27 protein-coding genes are annotated in these 25,699 nt (G+C 39.7%); 10 read left to right on the top strand and 17 right to left on the bottom strand.

Annotated elements, in window-relative coordinates:
* Positions 1 to 16: 16 nt before the first annotated feature.
* From ABJD71_RS09850 to ABJD71_RS09820, 7 genes are all read right to left on the bottom strand, one after another.
* Complete coding sequence (locus ABJD71_RS09850; protein WP_348168185.1) at positions 17 to 298, bottom strand: hypothetical protein; 282 nt, start codon at positions 296 to 298, stop codon at positions 17 to 19.
* Between the two features lie 80 nt (positions 299 to 378).
* On the bottom strand, positions 379 to 2,097 hold the full coding sequence (gene recJ / locus ABJD71_RS09845; RefSeq protein WP_348168240.1) for a single-stranded-DNA-specific exonuclease RecJ: 1,719 nt from the start codon (positions 2,095 to 2,097) through the stop codon (positions 379 to 381).
* Positions 2,098 to 2,182: 85 nt separating this feature from the next.
* Positions 2,183 to 2,914: a bifunctional protein-disulfide isomerase/oxidoreductase DsbC gene (gene dsbC / locus ABJD71_RS09840; RefSeq protein ID WP_348168182.1), complete on the bottom strand. Its 732-nt coding sequence runs from the start codon at positions 2,912 to 2,914 to the stop codon at positions 2,183 to 2,185.
* Positions 2,915 to 3,053: 139 nt separating this feature from the next.
* Positions 3,054 to 3,968 (bottom strand): site-specific tyrosine recombinase XerD, encoded by a 915-nt coding sequence (xerD, locus tag ABJD71_RS09835; RefSeq protein ID WP_348168237.1) that lies wholly within the window; start codon positions 3,966 to 3,968, stop codon positions 3,054 to 3,056.
* Entirely contained in the window at positions 3,958 to 4,272 is a 315-nt protein-coding gene (locus tag ABJD71_RS09830) for a DUF2007 domain-containing protein (RefSeq protein WP_348168179.1), read from the bottom strand. The genes xerD and ABJD71_RS09830 overlap by 11 nt, the downstream gene beginning before the upstream one ends.
* A gap of 31 nt (positions 4,273 to 4,303) precedes the next feature.
* Positions 4,304 to 5,416, bottom strand: coding sequence for a PilT/PilU family type 4a pilus ATPase (locus tag ABJD71_RS09825; RefSeq protein WP_348168176.1), 1,113 nt, complete (start codon positions 5,414 to 5,416; stop codon positions 4,304 to 4,306).
* 9 nt (positions 5,417 to 5,425) lie between these two features.
* Positions 5,426 to 6,469 (bottom strand): type IV pilus twitching motility protein PilT, encoded by a 1,044-nt coding sequence (locus ABJD71_RS09820; protein ID WP_348168173.1) that lies wholly within the window; start codon positions 6,467 to 6,469, stop codon positions 5,426 to 5,428.
* Positions 6,470 to 6,499: 30 nt separating this feature from the next.
* Between ABJD71_RS09820 and ABJD71_RS09815 the strand changes: the two genes are divergently transcribed.
* From ABJD71_RS09815 to ABJD71_RS09795, 5 genes are all read left to right on the top strand, one after another.
* On the top strand, positions 6,500 to 7,207 hold the full coding sequence (locus ABJD71_RS09815) for a YggS family pyridoxal phosphate-dependent enzyme (RefSeq protein WP_348168170.1): 708 nt from the start codon (positions 6,500 to 6,502) through the stop codon (positions 7,205 to 7,207).
* Positions 7,197 to 8,018 carry a pyrroline-5-carboxylate reductase gene (proC, locus tag ABJD71_RS09810; RefSeq protein ID WP_348168167.1) on the top strand — a complete coding sequence of 274 codons (822 nt, stop codon included), beginning with the start codon at positions 7,197 to 7,199 and terminating at the stop codon, positions 8,016 to 8,018. The genes ABJD71_RS09815 and proC overlap by 11 nt, the downstream gene beginning before the upstream one ends.
* Before the next feature lie 23 nt (positions 8,019 to 8,041).
* Entirely contained in the window at positions 8,042 to 8,584 is a 543-nt protein-coding gene (locus tag ABJD71_RS09805; RefSeq protein ID WP_348168164.1) for a YggT family protein, read from the top strand.
* A 19-nt stretch (positions 8,585 to 8,603) separates the two neighbouring features.
* The gene (locus ABJD71_RS09800) at positions 8,604 to 9,023 is read left to right on the top strand and encodes a DUF4426 domain-containing protein (protein WP_348168234.1); all 420 of its coding nucleotides are present in this window, start codon (positions 8,604 to 8,606) and stop codon (positions 9,021 to 9,023) included.
* 164 nt (positions 9,024 to 9,187) lie between these two features.
* Complete coding sequence (locus tag ABJD71_RS09795; protein WP_348168161.1) at positions 9,188 to 11,884, top strand: ATP-binding protein; 2,697 nt, start codon at positions 9,188 to 9,190, stop codon at positions 11,882 to 11,884.
* 14 nt (positions 11,885 to 11,898) lie between these two features.
* Here ABJD71_RS09795 and ABJD71_RS09790 read toward each other — a convergent pair whose 3' ends face one another.
* Positions 11,899 to 12,495, bottom strand: coding sequence for a LysE family translocator (locus ABJD71_RS09790; RefSeq protein WP_348168158.1), 597 nt, complete (start codon positions 12,493 to 12,495; stop codon positions 11,899 to 11,901).
* Between the two features lie 104 nt (positions 12,496 to 12,599).
* Here ABJD71_RS09790 and ABJD71_RS09785 point away from each other — a divergent pair, with 104 nt between their 5' ends.
* The 5 genes from ABJD71_RS09785 to ABJD71_RS09765 all read left to right on the top strand — a co-directional run bounded on the left by ABJD71_RS09785 (position 12,600) and on the right by ABJD71_RS09765 (position 18,358).
* A complete protein-coding gene (locus ABJD71_RS09785; protein WP_348168230.1) occupies positions 12,600 to 13,052 on the top strand; it encodes an Lrp/AsnC family transcriptional regulator in 453 nt (150 codons plus the stop codon).
* Between the two features lie 115 nt (positions 13,053 to 13,167).
* Entirely contained in the window at positions 13,168 to 13,602 is a 435-nt protein-coding gene (locus ABJD71_RS09780; RefSeq protein WP_348168155.1) for a hypothetical protein, read from the top strand.
* Between the two features lie 62 nt (positions 13,603 to 13,664).
* Positions 13,665 to 14,732, top strand: a complete 1,068-nt coding sequence (locus ABJD71_RS09775; protein WP_348168152.1) for a transporter — start codon at positions 13,665 to 13,667, stop codon at positions 14,730 to 14,732.
* Positions 14,733 to 14,875: 143 nt separating this feature from the next.
* Positions 14,876 to 15,994 (top strand): phosphoserine transaminase, encoded by a 1,119-nt coding sequence (locus ABJD71_RS09770; protein ID WP_348168149.1) that lies wholly within the window; start codon positions 14,876 to 14,878, stop codon positions 15,992 to 15,994.
* Positions 15,995 to 16,273: 279 nt separating this feature from the next.
* On the top strand, positions 16,274 to 18,358 hold the full coding sequence (locus ABJD71_RS09765; RefSeq protein ID WP_348168146.1) for a TonB-dependent siderophore receptor: 2,085 nt from the start codon (positions 16,274 to 16,276) through the stop codon (positions 18,356 to 18,358).
* 115 nt (positions 18,359 to 18,473) lie between these two features.
* Here ABJD71_RS09765 and ABJD71_RS09760 read toward each other — a convergent pair whose 3' ends face one another.
* The 9 genes from ABJD71_RS09760 to ABJD71_RS09720 all read right to left on the bottom strand — a co-directional run.
* A complete protein-coding gene (locus tag ABJD71_RS09760) occupies positions 18,474 to 18,878 on the bottom strand; it encodes an NUDIX domain-containing protein (RefSeq protein WP_348168143.1) in 405 nt (134 codons plus the stop codon).
* Between the two features lie 45 nt (positions 18,879 to 18,923).
* On the bottom strand, positions 18,924 to 19,433 hold the full coding sequence (locus ABJD71_RS09755) for an arsinothricin resistance N-acetyltransferase ArsN1 family B (protein ID WP_348168140.1): 510 nt from the start codon (positions 19,431 to 19,433) through the stop codon (positions 18,924 to 18,926).
* 215 nt (positions 19,434 to 19,648) lie between these two features.
* Positions 19,649 to 20,200, bottom strand: a complete 552-nt coding sequence (locus ABJD71_RS09750; RefSeq protein ID WP_348168137.1) for an NADPH-dependent FMN reductase — start codon at positions 20,198 to 20,200, stop codon at positions 19,649 to 19,651.
* A gap of 415 nt (positions 20,201 to 20,615) precedes the next feature.
* Positions 20,616 to 21,818 (bottom strand): bifunctional alpha/beta hydrolase/OsmC family protein, encoded by a 1,203-nt coding sequence (locus tag ABJD71_RS09745; protein WP_348168134.1) that lies wholly within the window; start codon positions 21,816 to 21,818, stop codon positions 20,616 to 20,618.
* Between the two features lie 36 nt (positions 21,819 to 21,854).
* On the bottom strand, positions 21,855 to 22,766 hold the full coding sequence (locus ABJD71_RS09740) for a YeeE/YedE thiosulfate transporter family protein (RefSeq protein ID WP_348168131.1): 912 nt from the start codon (positions 22,764 to 22,766) through the stop codon (positions 21,855 to 21,857).
* A 47-nt stretch (positions 22,767 to 22,813) separates the two neighbouring features.
* A complete protein-coding gene (locus tag ABJD71_RS09735) occupies positions 22,814 to 23,059 on the bottom strand; it encodes a glutamate synthase-related protein (RefSeq protein ID WP_348168128.1) in 246 nt (81 codons plus the stop codon).
* A 498-nt stretch (positions 23,060 to 23,557) separates the two neighbouring features.
* Positions 23,558 to 23,851 (bottom strand): hypothetical protein, encoded by a 294-nt coding sequence (locus tag ABJD71_RS09730; protein ID WP_348168125.1) that lies wholly within the window; start codon positions 23,849 to 23,851, stop codon positions 23,558 to 23,560.
* Between the two features lie 574 nt (positions 23,852 to 24,425).
* Positions 24,426 to 25,406, bottom strand: coding sequence for a transposase (locus ABJD71_RS09725; RefSeq protein ID WP_348168122.1), 981 nt, complete (start codon positions 25,404 to 25,406; stop codon positions 24,426 to 24,428).
* 188 nt (positions 25,407 to 25,594) lie between these two features.
* Positions 25,595 to 25,699 (bottom strand): IS3 family transposase (locus ABJD71_RS09720; RefSeq protein ID WP_348165344.1); only part of this gene is annotated, 105 nt, incomplete at its 5' end.

Here is a 25,699-nt window from a genome sequence, read left to right as displayed (position 1 = left end):
ATTAAATAGCGGTAAGTTAACTAACTTTAATTCGCACCACTTTCATGGCTTCAAATTCCATTCCAGCGATTTCTTCTGTGATAGGATAGTATGTGAGATTAACTCTGGCACCCGTTAGATTTTTGTACATTTTTCTACGACGAAATTTGAAAGGAACATCAGTACCGTCAATCATTAACGTATTTGCAAACCAATCATCATCTTTTCTTTGAACATGAGAAACAACAGACATGTCTTCTGAGTGGGTGAGGTTATCGTGCTTGTCTAGTAGCTTTTCTACATCAGATTTTTTTGCCATAACATTTTTTTAATTCGATAAAGAAACTAGTCTATCACTTTTAGGATATTTCATAAATGCTTAAGACCCAAACGACCGCTTTATATAGCGATCAACCCATCAACCATCAATTGTAAACTAGTTTTACCACGAAACTCGTTAATATCTAGTTTGTATGCCACGCATACATGACGGCAATCAAGGTTTGGCCATAAAGCCAAATCCACATTAAAAGCGATGGCATCTATAAGCATTCCACTAGGGTGTTTAAGCATCATTTTTAAATGCTTACTACCAACTAGGCGTTGCTCAACTAATTGAAACTCTCCATCAAATAGTGGCTCTGGAAACTGTTGCCCCCAAGGTCCGGCATCTTTTATTTGCTGTGCAAAATCCAAGGTGAAATCTGCAGCAGCTAAATCACCATCAGTGACTAATTCTCCAGCGAGGGGTTTACCCGCTAACGCCTCTTCTGCAAGCTGATTAAAAACCTGCTTGAATACATGTAAATTTTTCAAAGGTAGACTTAATCCAGCCGCCATTGCATGGCCGCCAAATTTACCGATAATATCTGGATAACGGCTATTCAGTTCTTCTAATAAATCTCGAATGTGTAAACCAGGTATTGAACGAGCAGATCCCTTTAGATTGTCATCGTCATGATGTGCAAAAGCGATAGTAGGACGATAATACTTTTCTTTGATACGCCCAGCTAAAATGCCAATCACACCTTGATGATAGGTCTCTTCGTACAACACCAAACCAAAAGGAAGCGTATCAGTTTCTAAATCTAAGTTATCTAAGGCCTTTATGGCTTCTTGCTGCATCGAACCTTCAATTTCTCGACGCTCTCGATTAAGGCCATCAAGTTGTACGGCAATTTCCCTTGCTTTGGCATCAGAGTCAGTCAACAAGCACTCAATACCTAGTGACATATCATCTAAACGCCCAGCAGCATTTAAGCGTGGACCAATCACAAATCCCAAATCTGATGCTTGCATACGACGCTTATCCCGAGAGGCAACCTCCATAATGGCTTTAATACCGGGTCGACATTTATTACCTCGAATTCGTTGCAGACCTTGATGAACTAAAATTCGATTATTCGCATCAAGAGGTACTACATCTGCAACTGTTCCCAAGGCTACAACGTCAAGTAAGTCTGCCAAATTTGGTATGGGTATTCCTTTTTGCTGAAACCACCCAATTTGTTTTAGCTCAGCCCTTAAGGCTAGCATGAGGTAAAATGCGACCCCAACACCTGCTAAGTTCTTAGATAAAAATTCACATCCTGGTTGGTTGGGGTTAACAATTGCATCTGCATTGGGTAGAGATTCTGCCGCTAAATGATGGTCAGTGATCACCACGTTCATCCCTAATAACTTAGCTTTTTCTACGCCAGCAAAACAGGCAATACCATTATCTACAGTCATAATTAACTGTGCTTTTTGTTGGTGAGCTATTTCTACAATTTCTGGGCTTAAGCCATAACCAAAGTCAAAGCGGTTAGGTACTAGATAATCGTGATGCTTTGAGCCCATCCACGCTAATGACAGCATACTCAAGGCGGTGCTGGTTGCGCCATCTGCATCAAAGTCCCCTATGACCATGATCCTGCGCTCAGTCATAATGGCGTCTGCAAGTAACTTAACCGCTTTATTTACACCAGTTAAATCTTGGTAATGCAGTAAAGATTGAACATTTCTCTGCAGCTCTGACTCACTTTCAATTCCACGGTCAGCGTAAATTTGTTTGATTCTTGGGTGCAGAGTATTTGGCAAGTGGCTACTACCTTGTTGTTCTCTGCGGCGTATTTGCACATTAGGCATAAGGGCTATCTATATTTTGAAGGACAAAAACAAAAGCCCGTATATAACGGGCTTGATACAAAACGTGAAAGAAGGCTTACAGGGTAGCTTTAAGGGCTTCTTCTAATTTGCTTGGTGGTTGGTATCCGGGGATAACTGACCCATCAGGCAAAATAATATTTGGCGTACCGCCTACTCCAATTTGCTGACCAAAAACATACTGCTCAGCAACTTTGGTACTACAGCTTTTGCTAGTAACATTTGACCCTGCTTTTGCATTATTCATAGCTTCTTGGGGGTTATCAGCACACCAAACAGATACCATGTCGTTGTATGACGCACTATTTATACCTGATCTAGGAAAAGCCAAGTATCGTACTGTGATACCCAAGTTATTATATTCGTCCATTTGATTATGCAATTTACGGCAATATCCACAGGTGATATCTGTAAACACATTCACAACATATTTTTCATCTTTGGCTTTATATTCGATTATGTCGTTTTCGAACGTCTTTAAGCCATCAATACGAACCTTACCTAAAGTATCTTCAGTGATATTACGCATACCATCTTCAACATCAAAAATACGAGCTTGCAATAAATATTTTCCGTCAGTGCTCGTGTAGAATAGGCCTCGCTCGGTCAAAACTTGTAACAAGCCAGACACTGGTGCATCACCAATAGAGCTGACTTGCATCCTTAAATTTTTCTCAATTTTAGACTTCACTTGTTCATATGTTTCGGTCTCATCGGCCGCCGAAGCAGTAAAACTAATGCTTAATATCAAGCCAGCTATGATGTTGCTAATTTTTGTCCGCTTTTTCATTAGGTTTCCCAAGTAATTTCAATATTTATATGACCCTAATAAAGAAAAATAATTTCAAATTAAAGACGATAAATTGTAAAGGCCAAGTTTAGCCGAATCAAACACTTAACCCAAGAGCAGAATACGCATTTTTAACACATTAGCCTCTTGGATGATGCTCAGCTACTAACTTTTGTAACCGTTCTGTTGCCACATGGGTATAAATTTGAGTAGTAGACAAATCACTGTGTCCCAACAACATTTGCACTACCCTTAAGTCGGCACCATGATTCAACAAATGAGTAGCGAATGCGTGGCGTAAGGTATGAGGAGATAACTCGGTTTTTATACCCGCTATTTGACTGTATATTTTAACTCTATGCCAAAAAGTTTGTCGGGTCATAGCAACCCCTCGCTTGCTGGGAAACACTATATCGCTTTCAGATTTCAGCAATAAAGTTCTACCCTCTTTTAAGAACCGTGTAATCCATTCAATGGCTTCTTCACCTAATGGCACTAAACGTTCTTTATTTCCTTTCCCAGTCACCCTAACGACTCCTTGTACTAAACTGACTTGGTCAAGTCTTAGGCTAATCAATTCAGTAACTCGCAATCCAGTGGCATACAACACCTCTAACATAGCCTTATCTCTAAGCTGTATAGGTTCATCTGTTTGCGGTGCGTTGAGTAAATCATCAACCTGAGATTCACTTAAGGTTTTTGGTAATGTCTGCGGGAGTTTGGGATTTTGCATTAAACTAATGGGATCATCCGAACGGATTTTTTGCCGTAACATGTATTGGCATAAGCTACGTATACTGCTTAAAAGTCTTGAGGTACTTCTTTCTGATAACCCGCCATCATAACGAGTGGCCAAGTATTGACTTAGGGTATCTTGTGCAAAGTTACTCAATTGAATTTCAGAAACTTGTGCCGATGATTGCTGCAAATACACTGCAAATTTAGTTAGGTCTGCACGATAAGCACTCAAGGTATTTTCACTCAAGCCTTTTTCTAACCACATAGCCTCAATAAAGGATTCAATTTGCTCCTTATCAGCTTGGCTAGTTGGCATAGCTGTCGGTACCACATTGCCAGCAAACTTCAAAGTTAGGCTCATTTAGTTCATTACATGTTTTACAAAGCCAAGGTTCAGAACTCTCAGGCAGCTCCTCAAAGCGTCGAATAAACTGTTCAACTTTGGGCAACCACTCCTCATCAACAATCCACACCTCTGGCGTTGCATCAACTGCAGATAATTCGCCTACAGCACCAATTGCAAATTCGTTTTTAATAAAGCAATCAATGCCTTTGTCATCCAACAGTTGCTTAATTTGAAACACCATAAAACGGTCGGTATGGGTATATACTTTCTTCACTCTGCCACCAATTAATGTCTGAAGTTATCTATTAATCCATATCAATAGATACATTAGACAGTGATCCTAGCTGATTTCCTTCATCAGAATCCAACTTAATCATTAATCGGAGGTCATTCGGTGAATCAGCATGATGGATCGCATGTTCGAGTGTCACTTTACCGGCCTTGTATAATTCGTACAGAGCCATGTCAAAACTCTGCATCCCCATCTCTTTACCTTTTTTCATGGCTTCTTTTAGGCCACCAATTTCATTACGTTGAATAAGGTCAGTCACTAAGGGGGAATTTAGAAGGATTTCAATGGCAGCGACTCGGCCATTACCATCTGGTGTAGGCACCAATTGTTGCGCCACTATCGCCCGCATATTTAAACTCAAATCAAATCTGAGTTTTTCATGTTGTTCAGGGGGCGCTAAATGCATGATACGTTCAATAGCCTGATTCGCATTATTAGCATGCAGTGTTGCCACACATAAATGCCCCGTATCAGCAAATGACATGGCATATTCCATGGTTTCCATAGAGCGAATTTCACCAATCAGAATGACATCAGGGGCCTGACGTAATGAACTTTTTAACGCATCATCGAAAGATTGAGTATCTATACCAACCTCTCGCTGAGTGACTACGCAATTGCCGTGTTCATGCACAAATTCAATAGGGTCTTCTATAGTTAAAATATGCCCACGAGAATGCTGATTTCTATGTCCCATCAAAGCAGCCAATGAGGTTGATTTACCCGTACCTGTGGCACCAACAAACAACAACAAGCCTCTTTTAGACATGATGACGTCTTTTAATGTATCAGGCAGCCCTAAAGCTTCAACCTGAGGGATCTGCGTCACAATACGCCTGACAACCATACCGGCCATGTCCCTTTGCCAAAAAGCACTACAACGAAAACGACCAATGTCATCTCGGGCAATGGCAAAGTTACACTCTTTGGTTCGCTCAAACTCTTCTCGTTGCTTGTCGTTCATAGCGTCATGAACTAAAGCCAATGCTTCTTCTTCTGACAGATTACTGCTGCCAACGGGTGTCATTTGTCCATTGACTTTAGCACTAACAGGGAAACCAACAGTGACAAATAAATCTGATGCGCCTAAGTCTTGCATTGCTTCAAGATAAGGGGTGAGTTCCATAATAAATCCTTAAAAACCGGGAGAGATTTTTTTATCAACAGACTTTGCTGCTGCGTCTTGTGGAGAAATAAGTCCTTGAGCCACCAGCTTTTGTAAACACTGATCCATAGTTTGCATACCGTGAGATTGACCAGTTTGAATCACCGAATACATCTGCGGCACTTTGTCTTCACGGATCAGGTTACGAATAGCCGGAATACCCAACATGATTTCATGGGCGGCGACTCGTCCTCCACCATTTTTCTTCAATAAGGTTTGCGAGATAACGGCACGAAGAGATTCAGACAACATTGAACGTATCATGGACTTTTCAGCCGCAGGGAATACGTCAATTAATCGATCGATAGTTTTAGGCGCTGAGTTGGTGTGCAAAGTACCAAATACTAAGTGGCCCGTTTCCGCAGCCGAAATAGCTAACCTGATGGTTTCTAAATCCCGTAACTCACCCACTAGAATAATATCTGGATCTTCCCGCAGGGCAGAACGTAGTGCATTGTTAAAACTATGGGTGTCACGATGAACTTCACGCTGGTTGAGAACACACATTTTGTTTTCGTGCACAAATTCGATAGGGTCTTCAATTGTAAGAATATGTTCGCGCTTAGTCTTGTTGATGTGATCAATCATAGCCGCCAAAGTGGTACTTTTACCTGAACCGGTAGCGCCTGTAACCAACACAATACCTGTAGGTTGATTGATGATATCTTTGAATATATCGGGCGCACCTAAGTCATCCAAGCTCAATATTTCACTAGGGATTGTCCTAAGTACGGCGGCTGCCCCACGATTTTGCATAAAAGCGTTCACCCTGAAACGGGATAGGTCTTTGACCTCGAATGAAAAATCCGTTTCTAAGTTTTCTTCATATTCCTTGCGTTGCTTATCATTCATGATTTCATAAATTAGGCCATGAACCTCTTTGTGCTCTAAGGCAGGAATATTTAGACGACGCATTTCGCCATCAACACGAATAATTGGTGGTAATCCAGCAGAAAGATGTAAATCAGAAGCTTTATTTTTAACACTAAAGGCTAAAAGTTCGGTAATATCCAAAGCAATATTCTCCGTATATTATGTTGCAGTATGGAAACAATAGCAGAACGACTTAAAAGCGTACAAACCACGATTAAGCAATCAACGTTAGGGGCCCATCGTGCTTCAAATAGTGTAAAATTACTAGCCGTCAGTAAGACTAAACCCGTATCTGATATTGTCCAAGCGTATGAAGTTGGACAACGTTTGTTCGGTGAAAATTATGTACAGGAGGGTATTGATAAAATACAAACACTCCAAAATTTAACTGATATAGAATGGCACTTTATTGGTCCATTGCAGTCGAATAAAACTCGGGTAGTGGCGACGCATTTTGATTGGGTCCAAAGTATTGATCGAATCAAAATAGCACAACGTTTAAATGACCAGTGTCCACTTCATAAAAAATTAAACATATGTGTTCAAATAAATATTGATGACGACCCAAATAAGGCAGGCATCAAATCGAATGAACTCAATGAGTTTATTGAAGCCATTGTTAAAATGCCAAATCTACGGTTCCGTGGGCTAATGACAATCCCCAAAGGGCAGCAAACAACAACACAGCAGCAACACAGTTTTCAAAAAATGGCTGATTTATTTACAGCCTTAAAAAATATATATCCAGATATAGATACCCTTTCGATGGGCATGTCAGGTGATATGCAAGTAGCGGTTGAAAATGAAAGCACCATGATAAGAGTGGGTACGGCTATATTTGGAACACGAAATCAAACTAAGGAATCTAATGCAACATAGAAAAATAGCCTTCATCGGTGCGGGTAACATGACTAAAAGCATCATAGGTGGACTCATTAAAAACGGTTACCCTGCTGATTTAATCATTGCCAGTAATCCATCAGTGGCCAAACTAGATATAATTAAAGCTGAATATGGCATAAAAACAACCCAAAATAACAACCAAGCAGTTGAGTTTGCACAGGCCATCGTTTTAGCCGTAAAACCACAACTAATGGAGCATGTTGGCGGCGCGTTTGATAAAAACATAGATTTGTCAGGCAAGTTATTTATCTCAATTGCAGCGGGTATTACCACCACTAGGCTAAAAGAAATGCTAGGCGGTGACTATGCCGTTATTCGTACCATGCCAAACACTCCTAGTGCATTAACACTAGGCATGACAGGCCTATTCGCCGACAGGAAAATACTCGCTGTTGATAAAGATTTCGCTGGTAATTTACTATCTCAGGTGGGAAAAATAGCTTGGGTTGAAGAAGAACCCATGATGGACAACGTTATTGCAGCTGCGGGAAGTAGCCCAGCCTATTTTTTCTTATTTTTAGAAGCAATGGAAAAAGAAGCAATGGCCACGGGCTTTACAAAAGAAACAGCACGCTTACTTGTGCAACAAGCTATGTTAGGTGCCGCCGAAATGGTTTGTCACAACCCTCACCTTGAATTAAGTGAACTACGCACCCAAGTAACCTCTAAGGGAGGCACCACTGCCAAAGCCGTTGAAGCATTTCAAGAACAAGGCCTAGAGCAGCTAGTTGCCAAAGCAATGCAAGCGGCAGTTAAACGCGCCCAAGAAATGTCTATTCAGTTTTAATAAATTTAGGAACACTACACGCAATGAATTCAGTTTTAATACTTATTGATACACTTTTTAACTTGTACCTAATGGTAGTATTACTGCGATTATGGCTACAATTTGCAAGAGCCGACTTTTATAACCCATTTAGTCAATTTGTCGTGAAAGTCACCCACCCATTGATACGGCCTTTACGCAGAGTCTTACCTTCAATAGGAAGACTAGATACAGCAACGTTAATACTGGCACTACTCGTAGCAGCTGTTAAGTTGGTTGTCATACGTTTAGTGGTGGGTGGCGTTGAAATTAATCCACTGCAAATAACCATTTTATCTGTAATTACAGTGTTCAAAGAAGCACTCAGCTTGCTTATTTATGTGTTAATACTCAGAGCCATATTAAGCTGGGTAAGCCAAGGGCGAAATCCAATTGAATTAGTTATGGGGCAACTTACAGAACCACTTCTTGCGCCTATACGTAAACGTATGCCTGATTTAGGCGGCTTAGATCTGTCTGTTATGGTAGTAATACTCTTTTTATTCTTTGTACAAAACTTGTTAGGTGAATGGTTTGGTATCTACTAAAAACGAGCACCAGCTATTTATGGGGCGTGTACTTTTAATATGCGCATTAGGTTTATTTACTTCGCTGGTTAAAGCTGAGCAAAAGGTCGATTTAGGTAGTTGGGAGGTTCACTACATTACTTTGAACAGTACGTTTTTAACCCCAGAAGTAGCTAAGCAATATGGCATAGTGCGAAGCAAATATAACGGTCTAATCAATATTTCGGTACTTGACCGACAAGCTAAAACGGCTCAATCTGTTATCTTAACTGGGGAAGCTAAAAATTTACTTGGGGTCGTAAAGAAGCTATCGTTTAAACAAGTTACCGAAGGTGATGCGATTTATTATTTAGCTCCACTCTCTTTTAGCGATTTAGAGCAATACCGCATCACTATTTATCTTACTGACGGAACTCAACAACAAACGTTAAAATTTCAACATAAGTTTTATGCTGAGTAAGCCAAAATAAAATAAAAATTGCTTATATAGACTAAAGAACAATGGAAGGGTATTTAACTTTGTATTAGTGTTTTAAACTTGTTTTAAGGATGAACCATGAACCATTTTATCAAATATAGCCTCCCCTTCCTTGTTCTACTTTCTAAACGAGGCTAGCTTGCCCAATGTTTAGAACTATAAAATCACAAATGCTACTAGTATTAACCATATTAGTAACATTAATGCTCTCTCAAGTATTTTTATCTAGAAATATTCAATCCACTTTTATAAAAGGGTTAGATGTCACCCAAAAAATGGCTGTTAAAGCGAGTTTAGTGAGAGAGTTAGAAAGAGACGTCATAGACTTACAACGTAATGTTTTAATATATAAAAATTTAGCCAACGATACCTCAATAAAGCATTTCAATATTTTAATGACTAAGAGTTTAGCAAACCTCAACTCAATAGCAGACCTCACAGCCAAAGAAGAAAACCGAAAAACGTATCTTGATTACATTAAACGCATGCGTGCACACCTTAATAATTACCAAGAAAACTTTAATAGCGTCATTGTAGGAAGAACCAAACGAAATCAATTATATGAAGAAGGGGTGTTAAATAATCTAGAGTCAGCATTTGAAGGGTTTAATTTCATAACCCAATCTACCCAAATGAACGAACGAAACTACCAATCTGCTAAATTTCATCTGGCCCAAGCAGAAACCCTTTTATTACAATACTTATTAGCACCCGATCAATCTATTGTAGAGCCCTTTAATCAACTCATATCAGCTGTAAAAAATGATATTAAACTCATCAATACAGATGTAAATCAAATTCAATCTGCATTGCAAACGTTAAGTAACGTTGAAACTGAGTTTAGTCGACTCACACAAATTACCCGAGGCTATTTGTTTATCGCCAACGTCGTTATGACAGGCTCAGCAAATGAGTTTCTAATGCTTGCTCGAGATTTAAATAATCTAGTTACAGAAAGCCTCAAAGCCACCAATCGAAGTGTTAAAAAATCAATCGATACATCTCGTTTAAGCTCAATTGTATTTTCTCTTTTAGGTAGTATTTTGGCTATAGTCACTACATTGTTTTTAATTTACAAAATAATGTTACCAGTTAACACCATTACCAAGATATTTAGAATGCTGGCAAAGGATAAGAGTATAGAAAGCATCCCTGGTCTAAAGCGCACAGATGAAATTGGTGAGTTGGCCCAAGCAGCAAATGTTTTTCATAAGAAAAACAAACAAACCACAGCATTATTAGAACAATCCCAACGGTTAAATGAGCAACAAGAGTTACTGAATCAAGAACTCATCGAAATCAATAGAAAAGCCGAACATGCAACCGCATCTAAAAGTATGTTTTTAGCGAATATGAGCCATGAAATTCGTACCCCAATCAACGGCATAATAGGTCTGATTGAAGTGCTCAAGCGTTCCTCGCTTTCAGCAGAGCAAATGGATAAGCTGACAAAAGTCTCTTACTCGGGACAAATATTACTTCACTTAATTGATAGTATTTTAGATTTTTCTAAGATTGAAGCGGGTAGATTAGATATTGAGAATATAGAGTTTAATGCCAACACTATGTTCAGTAATATACTCGCAAATATAGAAAGTAGTGCACAGCACAAAAAATTAAATATACGCATTTATATTAACCCGGACTTACCTAACATCCTAATTGGCGACCCCCTGCGTATTGCTCAAATATTACTGAACCTATGTAGCAATGCCGTTAAGTTCACTCGACATGGTTCCGTTTTAATCAATATTGATTTTTCATATAAAAATGACTCTGATATTAAAGTTATTATTGACGTAAAAGACACGGGGATTGGCATGCTCCAAAAGCAAGTTGACAGAGTCTTTGATAAGTTTTCTCAAGCAGATGGCTCAACAAGTAGAGAGTTTGGAGGAACCGGCTTAGGTTTGTCTATCGTAAAGCAGCTAGTTGAATTAATGTCAGGTCATATAAATGTTCGTTCCGAAAAAGGAGTCGGAAGTACATTTACAGTGGCCCTACCCCTTAAAACAACGGCCCATCGAGAGCAGGTTTTATCAAAAGCACCTAACCAAAAAGCTAAATTGTATTATTTTAGTATCAGTAGGCAGAGCTTTTTACATCACAGTTATTTAGATAAGCTAGGGATAGATTATCACCACTTGCCCATCACACAACTAACTTCTATGGTTGATGAGATAAAAAAGGGAGACATAGTTGTTTTAGACGTAGATGAAAAAAGCGCTTTAAAATCTTTTTTCGAGGCAATTGACTACCTTCACAACCGCTATATCAACGTAGGGTTTGTTTCTCACTCTCATTCCAAGAATTTATCGGATCAAATCAAACAGTTTTGGGATGTAGAGTTTCTTTATCACCCATTTGTACCAGAACAATGTAGCCAGTTTTTGATGACACTATTTTGCCATCGGAAAGTTGTTTCTTTTCCTAAGATGCTAGAGAGGCAACGCGAAGCAACCACTCAATACTCTGGGCATGTTTTAATAGTAGAAGATAATGAGATTAACCTAGCAGTAACCTGTGAAATGTTAACGTCTATGGGTATCCACTACGATATTGCCCATGACGGCAATCAAGCTGTATCAGAAGTACTAAAATCGCGCCACTACGACATGATATTTATGGACATACAAATGCCATTAATGGATGGTTACGAGGCGACTAGAAAAATCAGAGAGCTAGGATACAAAGACCTAATTATATGCGGCTTGTCAGCTAATGCCATGCAACAAGACTACGACAAAGCAAACTCCGCAGGTATGAATGACTACCTGACCAAACCTATTAATCACGTCACCTTAGAGAATATGATTGCGAAATACTTATCTGTAAATACATAGCAACTAGCAGCGTTTCAAGTAAAAAAAATGGGATACAAAGACATCACTAACAGGCACGCCATCAGGTAATTAAACGTCTTTAAACGCTTGGCACTAGTTAAAAAGTGACGAATGTTTTTTCCTAGTACTGTCCATACAGTAATGCTCGGCAAGTTCACTAAACCAAAGACTAACGCCACAAACAATACTGCATGCAAGTCTTTAGATGGTGCATAAACACTGATAGAAGTTAATGCCATTGTCCAAGCTTTTGGGTTAACCCACTGGAAAATAACCGCCTGCATAAAGGTCATAGGTTTTGACTTGCTCTGTTTACTTGCCATAGACACGTCTGATGTAGCTATTTTACATGCCAAATACAATAGATAAATCACACTCAACACTTTTAAAATATTGTAGCTTATTGGATAAGTATCAAATATTTGGGTCAAACCTAAACCAACCAATATCACCATGAAGGTAAACCCTAGATTCACTCCGAACAGATGAGGCAAGGTCTGCTTAAAACCAAAATTAGCACCAGAGGTCATTAACATAAGGTTGTTTGGCCCTGGGGTGACTGACGAAGCCAAAGTAAAAAGTAATAATGCAGTCAAAATCTCGTAGGTCATGTAAAGTCTTAAATTCTCAGTTGTTTTAATCACTGCAATTATAAACGATGTTATTATTAAATTTCGTGCAAATACATTCACAAAAAGCAGCAGCCAAACAACATATGATCAAAAATGACAACCTTAACAACAGAATATTGCAAGAGCTTTCAAACAACGGCCGAATATCTAACACTGAACTTGCCGATAACATTGGCCTTTCGCCCTCAGCTTGTTTAAGGCGTGTTCAAGAGTTAGAAAATAGCGGAGTCATCAAAGGCTACCGCGTCATTCTAGATAAAGAGTTACTAGGGCACGGATTTGTCGCTTATGTAACAGTTGGACTAGGAGAGCATACAAAAAGCTCTCAGTCGGCTTTCGAACAAGCCATTATCAAAGCCACTGAAGTTAAAGAATGCCACAATGTTACTGGGTCGTTTGAATACATATTACGAGTAGAAACACAAAGTTTGAAAACCTACAAAATCTTTCATACCGATGTACTCGGTACCTTGCCACAAGTTAGCACAATCAGTACACACGTGGTGATGGAATCAGCAAAAGACGACCGAGCTTAATACTTTTTAACAAAAAACGAATTAAGCAAAAAAATGACATCAGTAGCAAAAAGGTTTGCACCCAGCCAGCCGAGGTGCGTAGAATATTACACCCACCAAAATAAGGCTTTACTCTTTGATACAAATCGTTAAAAAACACCGTTTAGATATCACCTTAACAGTAATATTTGCTTTGTTATTTAACGCTATAGCCAGTCTATATGTATCTGCTTCTATACTTAATCATACTAAAGATTTTGCAGGTGAGGATAGCGTGCTAATTTGCACGGGCACCAGCTACAAATGGATGTCGCTTTCGGTATATGAACTAACAGGTAAAGTCGAATATATTGAGCCACCAGAGAATACCCCACATAACTCGCAAGATATTAGATGTGTTTATGGATATCTAAGCGATGCAAATTACCACGACTTAGCTATCAACAACGTTGGCCACTTAGTCACCCCTATTGATGTAAACTTCAACATTAGGTATTTCGAAGCATTATACCCCAATGCAAAGCATCAACTTTCTCTAACTCGAGGCCCTCCTGTAGGTCTGCCTGTTTAAAAACTTCATTCTTACGTTATCCATAACGTTCAAAATATTGATTTAAATTTAGAGAAATTGTAATGCTTAAACCTAATATGTTAAAACTTAGCGCACTTTGCGCTGCATTAATGACCACCCCTTTACAGGCAATAGCTGATGAGGACCTCCCAGTGACCGCGAAAGCCATTAATCATGCCCCTATAGGCGTGATGGGCGATCACCTACACCATAAAGGTGAATTCATGTTTTCGTATCGATTCATGCAAATGTCTATGTCGGGTAATTTGCAAGGAAGCGACAGCATATCAAATGACGAAATCGTCACATCAGTTACCGCCCCCAATAGCTCAATGAACTATGTAAGAGTGGTACCTCAAACCATGACCAAAAACATGCATATGCTAGGGTTTATGTATGCTCCTACAGATTCAATCACGCTAATGGCCATGCTGAACTACATAGACAACGATATGACGCTCACCACATACTCGGGCTCATCTGGCACGACAGTATTAAGTAACTTTAACACTGCAAGCTCTGGCTTAGGCGACACCAAGTTAAGCATGTTATACAGCTTAATAGACACACCAGAACACAAGTTTCATGTGAACCTTGGTTGGGTGTTACCAACAGGCTCAATTGAAGAAGTCGATGATGTGCTTACCCCCATGAACATGACCAGTAACCTCCGTTTACCCTACAGTATGCAATTAGGTGGTGGCAGCCATAGAGGAGAGTTTGGTTTAACCTACAATGGTAATGACGAAAACATAAGCTGGGGCGCACAAGGTTTATATAACCTAGCATTTTCAGAAAATGATGAAGACTACGAAACCGGAAAATCCCTGCAAATCACTGCATGGGCTAATTATGGTTTTTCAGATGAAATTAGCGCAACCACACGGCTAACCTATATCAAAAGCCAAGAAATTGTTGGCGAAGACGAAAACCTCACCGCTCCAGTTACCACAGCAAACCCAGCTAACTACGGTGGTACCACGTTTTTGGCTGCAGTTGGCGTAAACTCTGTGATTGCAAACAAGCATAGAGTTGCTTTTGAATATCAAATCCCCATCACCCAAGACGTAAATGGCGTACAAATGGAAATGGATAACATGCTCACTCTTGGATACCAACTGGCGTTTTAGGTACTCAGCCCACAATCACAGCCTTAACAATACCTTGGTAAGGCTGTATTGGCATACTTCATAGCGATTGGACACTAGCAGAGCCAAGCAATCACTTGTATTCTACACATCTAATTATGACTGCTCTAAACCTTGGAAAACTCATGCTCCCTAGCCAAAAACCCGCTAACCCTAACTTTTCTTCTGGCCCATGTGCTAAGCGTCCTGGTTATGATGTTGGCTCCTTAGATTTAACGGTATTAGGTCGATCACACCGCGCACCGATAGGAAAAAAAGCCCTTAAAAGTGCCTGCTTAGATACCGCTAGAATATTAGAGCTACCAGAAGGTTATCGCGTGGCAGTGGTCCCTGCCTCTGATACAGGTGCCATGGAAATGGCTATGTGGTCAATGCTAGGCGAGCGCCCCGTTGACGTACTTTATTGGGAATCATTTGGCCAAGGTTGGGCTACAGACATAACTAAGCAATTACAACTGAAAGATGTCAATATTCACAGTGCTGATTATGGTCAATTACCAGACTTTTCAAAGGTAAACTGTGATCATGATGTGGTATTCACATGGAACGGCACCACATCAGGTGCCCGCGTACCTAATGCTGATTGGATAGATGCAAACCGCGAAGGCCTAACCTTTTGCGATGCAACCTCAGCCGTATTTGCCCAAGACATACAATGGCAAAAACTAGACGTAATCACCTACAGCTGGCAGAAAGTCTTAGGTGGCGAAGGCGGCCACGGCATGCTAATTCTTAGCCCTAAGGCCGTCGCCAGGCTTGAAAGCTACGCCCCAAGTTGGCCACTGCCTAAAATATTCCGCATGACCAAAGGCGGTAAATTGCTTGAAAGCCTGTTCACAGGGGCCACAATTAATACGCCTTCTATGCTATGCGTGGTAGATTATCTAGACGCATTAAATTGGGTTGAATCTATTGGCGGTGTTAACGAAACCATTGCACGAGCCAACAACAATCTATCCACAATTGAAGACTTTGTTGCTAAACATGAATGGATTGAGTTTTTAGCCAAAGACAAAACTGTTCGCTCAAACACCAGCGTATGCTTAACCCTTGATTTATCCCCCGAACAAGTTAAATCGGTTATCAAACTACTTGATGATAACGCCGTTGCTTATGACATAGGCGCTTATCGTGACGCTCCGGCTGGCTTGCGCATTTGGTGTGGAGCCACGATCGAAAACAGTAATTTAGTCGCCTTGCTACCTTGGCTTGAATGGGCTTATAAAGAAGTAAACAACACCTAACCTTCTCAAAGTCGCCACTTTTGGAGTGGTCCATGACTGCAGCTAGTTTTAAAAACTAACTGCAGTCATGAGTGCTACAAGACTGTCGTTAAGCAGTAACTTCCATATAAAAGTAAAATCTAAGCAATCCATTTTTCTTCATTGATAATCATTATCGTTAATATTAACATCCTGTCGACTTTACCTTTTAACTTAATATAAAAACATTCATACAGGGAATTATGTGCTGTGAAGTTTAAGGCATTTACACCATTAAATACTATTTTGGAGACACACAAAATGAACCTGAGAATGACCACCATAGCTGCAATAGTTACCCTATCATTTACTCAGCATGCTAATGCCAATGACGAAATCGAAACCATTGAAGTGACAGGTAATTACCTGTCTAGTAATCAATCAAACTCAATAAAAACTCCGACTCCTATTCTCGATGTACCACAAAGTTTATCTATTTTCGGTGCTGAAGAAATTCTTCAACGTAACATTGTAAGTGTTGGGCAACTCATTGATTATACTCCAGGCGTTAACACGTCTCAGGGAGAAGGTCACCGTGATGCTGTGGTCTTTCGAGGTGTGCGTTCTACTGCAGATTTCTATTTAGACGGCACAAGAGATGACGTTCAATATTACAGAGCGCTTTACAATATTGATCAAGTCGAAATTTTACGTGGCCCAAATGCATTACTATTTGGACGTGGCGGTACTGGCGGTGTACTTAACCGTGTAACTAAAAAAGCAACAACAAGCAGCGACTTTGCGTCTTATACCGCATCATTAAACACCTTTGGTGGTTATCGTGGCGCGATCGATAGTAACACTTCATTATCAGAAGACGTCGCCTTCCGTGTTAACGCTATGTACGAACAACTAGATAACCATAGAGACTTTTACGACGGTGAGCGTATTGGTATTAACCCCACACTCCACGCTGTACTTAGTGAAGATACTTCAATAGACGTATCTTATGAATATGTTGATCACCAAAGATTTATAGATCGTGGTATTCCAACAGGCACCAATGGCAAACCTAATGAAGCCCTAGAAAACATTGTATTTGGTGACAAAGATAACAATTATCTAGAAACTGAAGCTCATATTTTTCGTACTGCAGTACAACATCAGTTTAGCGATAACTTAAAAGGTAATTTTAGTGTTTTCTATGGAAACTATGACAAGGTGTACTCGAACTTTTATGCCGCTGACTATGACCAAGAAAATGCCTTAGTCACCCTAGATGGTTACATCGATAACACAGTACGCGACAACGTTATTGTAACGAGTAATTTAGTGAACGAATTTGTCACTGGTAATATTGCTCACACGTTAATGTTTGGTGCAGAGTGGATCCACACATCATCTGATCAAAACCGTTTCAACCCAGTATTTTCTACTTCTGACGACGACACAGAACAATTCACAGTTCAACGTCCAATCGACTTTTCAGGTTTTAAAGGGGTAAATGCCGAAGGTGAACTAACAACGGCAGCCTTTACCGACTTAAATGACGACACTCGCGTAACCTTAGATGTTTATTCAGCCTATATTCAAGATGAAATTGCTCTGTCTGAGCATTTTGACCTTGTAATTGGTGCTCGTTTTGACAGTTTTGATATAGACGTATTTAACGCCGATCCTGATTCATTAGAACGCCGCACCAGAAAAGACAGTGAAGTATCACCTCGTTTTGGCGCAATATATAAGCCACAAGAAAACGTTTCATTTTACGCAAGCTACAGCGAATCCTTCTTGCCTCGAAGCGGTGAGCAATTTGCCAATATCAACGGTGACAACAATCAGTTAGATCCCGATACTTACAAGAATAGCGAACTAGGAATGAAATGGGATTTAGAATCAGGAATGAGCCTAACCGCCGCAATATTTGAAAGCGAACAAACATCACTTTCGGTTTCAGATACTGACGCTGAGCGCTTTGACGTTACAGAATCAGAGATTTCAGGAGTTGAGTTACAGTTAACGACTCAGTTAACAGAAAGCTGGGCGTTGAATACAAACTATAGCTACTTAGATGGAACGAATGGCAGTACTGACCTTACCCCACGGGAAGTACCAGCTCATACCTTTTCTGTATGGAATAAAATCCAAATCACTGAACTTTTAGGTGTTGCAATTGGAGCAACCTACCAAGATGAAAGTTATATCGATAATGGCAATACAGCAGTATTACCCAGCTACACCCGCGTTGATGCAGCTGTGTATTATCAAGTATCTCCAGAGATGCGAGTTTTGCTTAATATTGAAAATTTAGGGGATACACAATACTACCCTAATGCCCATGCCACCCATCAAGTAACAGTAGGTGCACCATTAAATGCCACTTTATCTCTATCAGGTAAATTTTAACCTTTCTAGGTAGTCTAAATTAGGCAAAACGCCGGCTAAACCAAGATATTTTATTGGTATAGCTGGCGCTTCTATAATCATGTAGCCACAAACAGCTTAGATGCCTTTTAAAGGTTTAAAAACGAGCGCTTTGCACGTATCTATCAAAAGACAAACACTCCTGAACTCTTTGTTTTTGAATATCTGACAGCTCATCAACATTAAAATAATGATACTCCAAATGCTCTTCACTCAGGGTAATACTGGCCTTATCTTTTATATTGCACCTAAAAATAAATGCCTGTGAACCATGCTGCGAGTGATAATACACACCGCTCAAATACTCGATTTCGATTTCACAGCCCAGCTCCTCAGCGCATTCACGGACAAGTGCATCGTGAATGGTTTCACCAGCATCTAAGGCTCCCCCAGGAAGCCCCCAAGCGCGATTACCATAATTAGCCTTAAGTAATAGCACCTGTCCCATTTCATTCAAAATGACCCCATGGCTACTCAACCGATATTTATCATCGTATGCCAAATATTTGCTCCTATTGTTTGTGACTATCAGCCAAATTTAAAACAACTATTCTGTAATAGCTTCAGTACGTAGGCTTAATTGCCAATACCCTACATCTAACCATTTATCAAATTTGAAGCCGACATTAGAGAAGTGTGCGACTTTTTTCATACCCAGTTTTTCGTGTAAGGCAATGCTAGCTGGATTAGGTAACGTTATACCACCGATTACATTGTTAATATCTAGGGATTTAAGCCTACTCAAAAGCATCTCGTATAAACGAGTGCCCACTCCTTCTCCTTGAGCGTCATTATCGAGGTAAATAGTTGACTCTACCGAAAACCGGTAAGCAGTTCTTTCTTTCCATTTTGTTGCATACGCATACCCAATCACAGCGCCGTTTTTAACGGCAACTATCCATGGTAAATTCGCATCCGATACCTTTGTCAACCTAGTAGACATGTCTTCGCTTGAAACTGGCGTTTCTTCAAAGGTAGCGCAGCTATTTTTCACATAAAAATTATAAATATTGGCAAGGTGTGGGGAGTCTTCTAACGTCGCATCTCTAATCATCATAATCAATTCCTAATAATGAATACCATCTATAACACTCAGTTTTGAGCTAAAAGATAGGGTTATAATTACACAAGGCGCTCCCTAGTATGCATTCAAGTGATAAACAAAGTGTGTCCGATTGAGCTGATTAACAAGTGCCGATTTTTCATGTTTTGACATTATTGCATATGATTTTGCTTAACATCTAGCTCCTAAAGTGCCAACACCGGCTGCTTTTAATTGCTTGTTGAGTTAAGTTTTTGAGCTTTAATTTCACTGCAAAATTCACTCAGGCCTATACTCAATATATTGGCGATTTTTTCGCTTTTAATAATGCCGTCCGAATCTAGTTTACTGCTCAGCAACGGAACAGAAACATGAGCATTTTCAATTAAGTTACCCGACATGGTTATCAGGACTTCTTTTAGGGATGCCTGCGCATGAGATGCACGTGGTGACGTATTTATTAGCATTATCGGCTTATAAGGAAACTCTTTCCCACTGACAAGCCAATCCAGAGCATTTTTTAGGGGGCCGCTAATGCCATGGGCGTATTCAGGCGTAGCTAAAATTAACCCAGAAGATTTATCTAGAGCGTTCTTAAGTTTTAATAAAGGTGGAATATGCTCACTTTCACGATCAGGGTTAAATAAAGGTAAGTCTCCAATTTCCCCAATAACTATTTCGACATCACTGGGCGCTAAGATCTTTAGCGCGTTTATTGCTGCAGAATTATATGACGCCTTGCGAAGGCTTCCCGATATAGCCAGAATTTGTAACTTTTTCATTCAGTCTGATACTTCCGAGTAGGATAAACTCAACACCACCTTATACCTATTTACTAGATGCAGCTAAACCTAACGGCAACTTACATAGACACCCCAAATAATAATTTACTTAAATACTTTCCAATCAACAAGCATAAAGTGATTGGGATAACTCTTTGGTGAGTTTCTGTATATGGGGTGAATAATAATTTAGCTTTTTCGAGACTGAGGCATAACGCATCATCCTTGGTTGTTTGAATGTCTAAAGGATTGGAATAAAACCAGCAGAGAGGGCTAAATCAGAAAATCAACGTCTCTGACCCCATTGATTATATTCCTTTATTGAAGTGTCCAGCTAATTCAACCACAACAAGCTGTCATAATATGACAGACAAGACTTCACTACACTGCTTAAAAATAGACAGGTTAATGACGTCTACCCCACTAGTTTGCTCACTACAGCTACATTGTTGTGTAAAGTTTTGTGAACTGGGCATTTATCGGCAATTTCCAAAAAGCGTTGCTGCTGTTGCTGATCCAAATTACCCACATAACTGATGTTACGTACTATTGCTTCCATACCGTTTTGTTGTTCACAATTGTCGCAATCATCTTTGTAATCACGAGTGTGGGTCAACTCAACCTTAATGTGTTCTATTGGTAATTTTTTACGCTCAGCGTACATTCTCAATGTCATAGAGGTACATGCACCCAAGCCAGCAAGTACATGGTCGTAAGGGTCTGGCCCGGTATTTTTGCCGCCAACTTTGACGGGCTCATCTGCCAACCAGTAATGACTTGTGGTACTCACATGCTGAGAGAACTTATGGTCTTTTTCTTCTACTAAAACATGCCCTTGAGCAACCGTGCTGTGATAGGTTGCCGCTTCACTTGGTACATATCTACTTGCCCATGCGGCGATGACAGTTGCAGCATATTCAGAGTCATTTTTATCTGTTAATAAATGATCTGCGTTGTCTAAGCTTACAAAGCTTTTGGGGTGTAACGCAGTTTGGTAAATTTTTTCAGCTTCAGTAATTTTAACAATTGTATCGACTGGTGAATGCATCACTAACAGTGCTTTTTTGAGTTTACTGATATGCCTGGTATCGTAGCTGTTGATATCATCTAAGAACTGTTTTTTTATCTTAAACTTACGTCCAGCGAGGTTTACTTCAGCTTCACCATTGGATTCGATATCGTCAATTTCCGCCGCGAAGTTATGGGCCACATGTGCGGCGTCTGAAGGTGAGCCGATAGTTACGACTGCTACAGATTCAGCTACTTTTTGAGCTACACCTAGCACTGCTGCACCACCCAAACTATGGCCTATAAGCAATTTTGGGGCACTATGTTCTGTACGCAAGAAATTGGCAGCGGCAATTAAATCTTGGATATTTGATGAAAAATTAGTGTTGGAAAAATCACCATCGCTATTCCCTAAACCGGTAAAATCAAAACGTAAAACGGCAATACCCCTCGCTGTTAATGCTCTACTTATACGGGATGCAGCTGCTACGTCTTTACCGCAGGTAAAACAATGGGCAAACAACGCGTAGAACTTTACGTTGGATTCTGGTGTTTCTAACAGTCCGCTGAGCGTGTGACTACCGCTAATAAACTCTACTTTTTGACGCATAGTGTATCCCCCTAAATTAGTTAGTTTATTTTTAACTTAATGAAAAATAGCTTTAAAATATTGTCGAGCGTAAAGCCCAGACCAAATTCCCAACAACATGCCCGCTATGGCTCCAAAACCAGCAGGAGAAAGTATGGGAAGTGCTAATAGTAGCTGAACGCTGTTACCTCCCATTGCCAATGAGGCTCCTGTTCCCATAAGAATGCCTGCCAATAAGTGTGCAACCCAATGTTTTATATTTGCAGGTACAAATAGAAATCTTTTTGACCGCCATGCAGCCAAAAACATACCTATAAGTAATGAAACGAAATAAATATATTGTTCTAACAAAGGCCAATTATTTGGTTGGTTAATCAAAGCACTGCTTAGATGATTGAATAAAGCACTGGGTGGCCATTTAGGCTGATATAGATAAATAAACCCTGAGAGAAGTCCGATTCCCATCATTCCAAACCACAGTTTTTTTCTTTCTTTGTCTCCCCAGAGGGCCCAAATTGTGATGACTAAAGAGCCAATGATGAGTAACAAGTAATTTATATGGATTGGGGACGAACTTCTCACTAAATTTAGGTTAACGGAGCAATAGGCAAGTAAGGTCCAACCCACTAGCCAACCTAAAATAGTGGCTGTCATCTTAGAATCACCACGAGTTAGCCTACTTAATGTTGAAACACCGCAGCTTCCATTAAAGGCTGTGCCTAACCCAAATATAAACCCACCAAAGATCAACCAAATACTTATGGGGTAAGTTCTAAAATGAACGGGAAACTCTGCTAAATGTGAAAATAAGGCGGCCACCCAAATCAAAATTCCACTGAATAAAATGGCTAATAAAAACTCTTTGTTACCCGCTTTCCATTCATTTACACCCCTTACCATGCACAAACCCGTTGATTGAGCTAAATAACCCAAAAAACAAATACAAATCAAAACGCTTGCAAACAACATAGATTATCCTGCTGATTTACATAAAATGGCATGAGGTGTTTGTTTTCTCACTCATCATGGCGAACTACACAAAATTTAAACCCGATAGGTGTACCACCAGATAATTCTCTTAACTGTTTAACAAAACCCAATAATTCAGTTGGAGTTGAAAAAGCACTGTGTGCAAGTGGTGAAACAACATCTGCTCCCATGGGGACATGGCGAATAGTAGCAATTGCTTTTCTTAATTTAGCTGCAGGTAAAATTCCAACATTGCCTAGTTTGGCACCTTGCGACAGTTTAATTTCTATCATCTTCACTTCATCTTTCGAGGCGTTTTCTTTGAAAGTCTCGGGATTAAAGTAGTTGATGCAACTGTGAATAAAGTAATAGCCTGACGCAATGTCATACCATGAAATCCTGTAGTTTGTTTTAGTCTTCTATAATAGTGGATTGATGATTGGCTATTAAAATTTCAAATTAGTGAATAATAGAAAGTTTGATAGATTTTAAAAAATAGACATTAACGCAAGAACTTACATAGACACTCAAAATAATAACCTACTTAAATACTTTCCAATCAACAAGCATAAAATGATTGGGATAAGCTCTTTCGAGGTTGTCTAAAGTTGGGTTTGAGAATAATTTAGCGTTTTCGTGACTGAGTCATAACACACCATCCTAGGTGGTTTGAATAACCTAAAGCTTAGAACAAAGCTGTGGTTTAGCTAACTTTAAAAATGGGTGTCTTGTTTATTCTATGATGTTCATCTGACCCCGATAGTTTAGGTGTCCGTTAAACTGTAGCAGGTTCAATCTGACCCCGAAAGTTCTCCTTGTTGGAGCAAGTCTAATTTTTTCTTAAGTTCATTTTTAGAATCCTTCGGCAATGAACTAATCATTTGATTCAGATCCTTTCTCAAGTGCTTAATACCTCTAAAGTCCTTATTCCCATAAGTTTCTTCAATAATAGATTTAAATTCCATTGCCGAATCACTCAATACTTTTGACTTCCCAGATTCAAAGCGTTGAACATTAAATTGATGAAAATGCTCCACAATTATTTTCGATTGTAGATACAATTCTTCAATATTTTGACTATTCATAATGTATTTCTTATCTCTATAATGGTCTAAATGGAGAAATTTGGCCAAACCATTGGACTCTTTTCTGATAGTAGTAAATCCCAGCAGTATTACCCCTACTCACTCCATTTACCCTATTAGCAACATGAGGGGAGTTGATACCACCAAAAAAGTCTAGCAATTGCTGCTCACGCCCCCTTATGGCCGCATAATCGTTGATAAAGTCACCTGTCTGAATTGCATAAGCTTACATAGCTTACATAGACACCCAAATTAATAACCTACTTAAATACTTTCCAATCAACAAGCATAAAGTGATTTGAATAAGTTCTTTGATGATTTTCTACATTTGGGTTTGAGAATAATTTGGCGGGTATAATTTACATAGACACCCAAAATAATAAGCTACTTAAATACTCTCCAATCAACAAGCATAAAATGGTTTGAGTAAGCTCTGTCGTGGTTTTCTACATTTGGGTTTGAGAATAATTTGGCGGGTATGGTTTAAATTTACTTAAATTGGTGACATTAGGTAAACTTCGGGCAGCATAACTTAGCCAATGAACTGGAAAAGAGGAAAAGAGTTTATGTTGTATTAGCCGTGTTGTAATAACACTCTAGACTTTGCCATACCTCTTATTCGTCGATGCTCTGTATGGTGTTTAAATTGTTGCAGCATATGTTCGCTGCCTACTGCGGTTGAAAAGTGCTGTTCGAACTCAGTGGTAAGGGTTAACCATTGTTCATCGTTTAATCCTAGTCGTTCTAAAATAGGGCTGTGTTGGTTTGAAATATGGCCCGCTTTGTCTTCGCGAAGACATCTACCTGTACAATCGACTAATTCACAATAATCTATTACGTTATACGCAATGCCTTTGGGCATGTCTTGCCTGTGATTACCCACAAACGGCATGAGCTTTTTAGGTTGCTCACCTTTGATTAAGGACTGAATGCGATATTGGATACTGGTGTGTTTGGAGGTTTCGGGCCTCGTATCCATTTTCGCTCGAATGGGATTTAAATCAACATAGGCCATGCAGGCTAACACGGCACTTTCATCCAGCAAGGCTTGGGACTTAAAACGCCCTTCCCAGAATCTACCCGTGCAACCGTCTTCCTTGTTTGCCTCACGGGCTATATGTTCATTCAGGTTTCGCATCAGCCAACTTATGTCATATAAACGCTGGCGGTATACATGAATCGTTTCATCAAAGGCTATACGCTCACTGTTCGTTAAGTCCTCGCCTCTCATATGTTTTTGTGTAATTAACGTGCCTTTATGCAGCTTGCACCACCTTGTTAAGACCTCTTCTTGCGTCCAACCTTCAGCTTGGGGTTTATCCACATACAAAACCACATGAGTGTGGTTACTCATCACCGCATAAGCTGCTATGTCTATAGAAAAAACGGAGGCTAAGAATAAGAGTCTATCTTCCACCCAGCCACGTCTATGTTCATAGTTTTGGCCTGTAACCTTGTCTTCACCGCACAAAAAAGAGCGACGAACACAGCGAGAAATACAATGATAATAAGGGGTATCGACAAGACTAATTTGGCTTTTACGGGACTGAGGCATAACACACCATCCTTGGTTGTTTGAATAACCTAAAGCTTAGAACAAAGCTGTGATTTAGCTAACTTTAAAAATGGGTGTCTCGGTTATTGCTTCCTCGTTAAGCGGATAAAAATGGTTGGCTATAATCGCGAAGCGATGGCCAACTGTTTTTATGATCTTCACCCGATAAAATGGACACCTTCCACGTTTCAAATAACTGCCGATTCAAACTCAGCAGGTGATTTATATCCTAAACTCGAATGCAATCTCTGTCTATTGTAAAAATAGTTTAGGTAACCCTTTAATTTTGAATG

Source organism: Paraglaciecola sp. (assembly GCF_039943935.1).
GTDB lineage: Bacteria > Pseudomonadota > Gammaproteobacteria > Enterobacterales > Alteromonadaceae > Paraglaciecola.
This window is presented reverse-complemented; position numbering and strand designations above follow the sequence as displayed.

Excerpts from the sequence above, each read along its gene's own strand:
- ABJD71_RS09850 (WP_348168185.1), bottom strand. The coding sequence starts at position 298 with ATGGCAAAAAAATCTGATGTAGAAAAGCTACTAGACAAGCACGATAAC.
- dsbC (WP_348168182.1), bottom strand. The coding sequence starts at position 2,914 with ATGAAAAAGCGGACAAAAATTAGCAACATCATAGCTGGCTTGATATTA.
- xerD (WP_348168237.1), bottom strand. The coding sequence starts at position 3,968 with ATGCCAACTAGCCAAGCTGATAAGGAGCAAATTGAATCCTTTATTGAG.
- ABJD71_RS09825 (WP_348168176.1), bottom strand. The coding sequence starts at position 5,416 with ATGGAACTCACCCCTTATCTTGAAGCAATGCAAGACTTAGGCGCATCA.
- ABJD71_RS09815 (WP_348168170.1), top strand. The coding sequence starts at position 6,500 with ATGGAAACAATAGCAGAACGACTTAAAAGCGTACAAACCACGATTAAG.
- proC (WP_348168167.1), top strand. The coding sequence starts at position 7,197 with ATGCAACATAGAAAAATAGCCTTCATCGGTGCGGGTAACATGACTAAA.
- ABJD71_RS09805 (WP_348168164.1), top strand. The coding sequence starts at position 8,042 with ATGAATTCAGTTTTAATACTTATTGATACACTTTTTAACTTGTACCTA.
- ABJD71_RS09800 (WP_348168234.1), top strand. The coding sequence starts at position 8,604 with ATGGGGCGTGTACTTTTAATATGCGCATTAGGTTTATTTACTTCGCTG.
- ABJD71_RS09795 (WP_348168161.1), top strand. The coding sequence starts at position 9,188 with ATGTTTAGAACTATAAAATCACAAATGCTACTAGTATTAACCATATTA.
- ABJD71_RS09790 (WP_348168158.1), bottom strand. The coding sequence starts at position 12,495 with ATGACCTACGAGATTTTGACTGCATTATTACTTTTTACTTTGGCTTCG.
- ABJD71_RS09785 (WP_348168230.1), top strand. The coding sequence starts at position 12,600 with ATGATCAAAAATGACAACCTTAACAACAGAATATTGCAAGAGCTTTCA.
- ABJD71_RS09775 (WP_348168152.1), top strand. The coding sequence starts at position 13,665 with ATGCTTAAACCTAATATGTTAAAACTTAGCGCACTTTGCGCTGCATTA.
- ABJD71_RS09770 (WP_348168149.1), top strand. The coding sequence starts at position 14,876 with ATGCTCCCTAGCCAAAAACCCGCTAACCCTAACTTTTCTTCTGGCCCA.
- ABJD71_RS09765 (WP_348168146.1), top strand. The coding sequence starts at position 16,274 with ATGAACCTGAGAATGACCACCATAGCTGCAATAGTTACCCTATCATTT.
- ABJD71_RS09755 (WP_348168140.1), bottom strand. The coding sequence starts at position 19,433 with ATGATGATTAGAGATGCGACGTTAGAAGACTCCCCACACCTTGCCAAT.
- ABJD71_RS09750 (WP_348168137.1), bottom strand. The coding sequence starts at position 20,200 with ATGAAAAAGTTACAAATTCTGGCTATATCGGGAAGCCTTCGCAAGGCG.
- ABJD71_RS09745 (WP_348168134.1), bottom strand. The coding sequence starts at position 21,818 with ATGCGTCAAAAAGTAGAGTTTATTAGCGGTAGTCACACGCTCAGCGGA.
- ABJD71_RS09740 (WP_348168131.1), bottom strand. The coding sequence starts at position 22,766 with ATGTTGTTTGCAAGCGTTTTGATTTGTATTTGTTTTTTGGGTTATTTA.
- ABJD71_RS09735 (WP_348168128.1), bottom strand. The coding sequence starts at position 23,059 with ATGATAGAAATTAAACTGTCGCAAGGTGCCAAACTAGGCAATGTTGGA.
- ABJD71_RS09730 (WP_348168125.1), bottom strand. The coding sequence starts at position 23,851 with ATGAATAGTCAAAATATTGAAGAATTGTATCTACAATCGAAAATAATT.
- ABJD71_RS09725 (WP_348168122.1), bottom strand. The coding sequence starts at position 25,406 with ATGCCTCAGTCCCGTAAAAGCCAAATTAGTCTTGTCGATACCCCTTAT.